The organism is Vibrio sp. 10N.222.49.C9 (assembly GCF_041474985.1).
Lineage (GTDB): Bacteria > Pseudomonadota > Gammaproteobacteria > Enterobacterales > Vibrionaceae > Vibrio > Vibrio crassostreae_C.
Genome location: NZ_JBFRVD010000138.1, coordinates 1 through 341 on the forward strand (window position 1 = coordinate 1; position 341 = coordinate 341).

At 48.1% G+C, this 341-nt stretch carries 1 protein-coding gene; it reads left to right on the top strand.

Translation table 11 applies throughout. From position 1 onward, the window contains the following. Nucleotides 1-341: RecQ family zinc-binding domain-containing protein (locus AB4585_RS22360; protein WP_372171006.1), on the top strand; the 341-nt coding region annotated here is incomplete at both ends.

Consider the following 341-nt stretch of genomic DNA (forward strand, 5'->3'; position numbering starts at 1 on the left):
CTTTGATATCCCAAGAAACATTGAGTCCTACTATCAGGAAACCGGTCGAGCAGGGCGAGATGGCTTGCCCGCTGAAGCGATGACCTTGTATGACCCATCCGACATCAACTGGTTGCGACGCATGCTTGATGAAAAAGAGGATGAACAGCAGAAAAAAGTCGAGATGCACAAGTTAAACGCAATGAGTGCCTTTGCTGAAGCACAAACCTGCCGTCGACAAGTCCTGCTGCATTATTTTGGTGAGTATCGTGAGAAAGCGTGTGGTAACTGCGATATCTGTATCGATCCGCCAAAAACCTTTGATGGTACTGAAGCTGCACGAAAGGCGCTCTCTTGTGTGT